Source organism: Bacillus sp. OTU530, assembly GCF_038440375.1.
The window spans coordinates 1-1928 of record NZ_JASATP010000111.1; the positions used below are offsets into that span (position 1 = coordinate 1).

Below are 1928 nucleotides of genomic sequence, written 5' to 3' on the forward strand. Positions count from 1 at the left end.
TATAGCCGAAAACTGGTGGGGAAATGGCTGACACTGATTTTTGCGGTTCCCTTTATTTTCATGCAGCTGCACAGTACCTCTGGAATCGTGCTGGATGTCGGTTTATTTATGACCACTTCGATGATGCGGGAGACACCTCTATACGTTTTTAATCTATTGATTTTTCTTGTTGTTGCGTTGACGGTTCGTTCGGGTATAGAAAATTTCTCACGGATGTTTGCGATGCTCATGATGACTGTCATCTTATCTGTAATGGTCATTGTCTTTTTAGCGAGCGCCAATTACCATCCTAAATACCTCGTCCCCGTTCTGCCGGACGGCTTCAAACCAGTTCTTTTGGGCACTTATTTCTACTATGGTGTTCCAATCTCAGAGCTCGTTCTTTTTACGATGTTATTGCCTTACGTACGCCGTGAAGAACATCACCTTCTGAAAAAGGGGATGTTTCTTGCTCTGATTGTTAATCATCTTATAATAATTATTGTCACGCTTAGCACACTTATGACCTTTGGGCCGATCGCCGGTGAACGGGCTTACTCGATGTTTGAGGTAGCCCGTACAATTGATTTGTATGAAGTGGTTCAAAGAGTTGAGTCGATCGTGGGCTACTCCCTTGTCATCAGTAACTACTTGAAGGCTGCTATATCGTTATACATTCTAAATATAACGATTACATATTTATTCAAACTTAAAGACAATCGGATTCTGATCTTTCCGCTTACACTAGTCTGCTTTCTTTTTTCTATGATTCAAATATCTTTAGGGCAAGCCCGGTGGGTAAACGCCGTGACGATAATCGAGCCCTTATGGAAAGCTTTATCTTACATACTGCCTTTACTCATTCTTACATTGACCGCCATTTTAAGAAAAAATAGAGAGTGACACTATTAGGGTTCTGACGCATACCACTAGCTTGCTGGCGATGTGGCACTATCCTTCTAAACAAAAACAGTGCGTAGTGACCCAGCATATTGGGGAGATATCCAAAGACCAAGCACGAAGCAATAAAAGAACACCAGCTGGGAGACTTCTGTACAAAGTCCGCTTTCGACGATAGAACGACGCTTTGTCGATACCAAGGAGTCTCATGGCTAGTTGGGTGGTTATGCGCAATAAATACGTCCTTAATCACTGCTTGCAAAAGGCAGTTTATACAGAAATCTTTTACGAGTGCACCATATCATTTCAGTAAACTACGAATCGTAGAACACATGTGCATAATAGTGATATTCCTTGGAGCATTTCTATATCAATTAAGGTTTTAGTGGCAATTCAATGTCTACTCTTTGTGGTTTTTATGGATGAGAATAGTTTTCTTTGTAGATAGATATTCTTCTGGACACTTGTGCGGTTCCCTAGCAATTCCCTATTCTCCTTCGTCTAACCATTGGTAAGGAAGGGCCATGCCCAGCAAAACCCAGACAATCACCCTCGTGCATGTAGTCACCATGTGGAATGTGGTACACATTTGCAGCAGGATTTGTTCATAAGTACATTATTACAAGTGTACTTATAAACATGTTTTTTCGAAAATTGAGCCTTCTGCAGTTAAAGAAAACTCGCCAATTGGCGAGCCTTGCCTTGGGATGAAGACAAAGGCGTAGTTGCACTTATACTGTATTCCTAAAATTTCCGACTACGTCGAATTGGCTTCCGGCTGGAAATTTATACTTTCTTACAGTGTAAATAATACTCTTTGAACCTATCAACTACTCAACAAAACCATTCCAATAGCCTTTTATGCATATGTGCATTTTAGTCTCCCGCACTACAAGCCTTACCCTATTCATGGAAGGAAATCCCTAGGTGCCAGCCAGACTAAAACCATAGTCTTTCCTAAAGGATGTTTTAATTTAAATTTGTGCTGTACATGGATACTACCTGAACACTCTTATTCCTATAAGACACACTGCATCACTGCTTCATGT

General features: G+C 40.9%; 1 protein-coding gene. It reads left to right on the forward strand.

Annotated features, from left to right (window positions below):
* Positions 1–882: GerAB/ArcD/ProY family transporter (locus AAHB12_RS31010; RefSeq protein WP_342048920.1), on the forward strand; the 882-nt coding region annotated here is incomplete at its 5' end.
* Between the last annotated feature and the right edge of the window lie 1046 nt (positions 883–1928).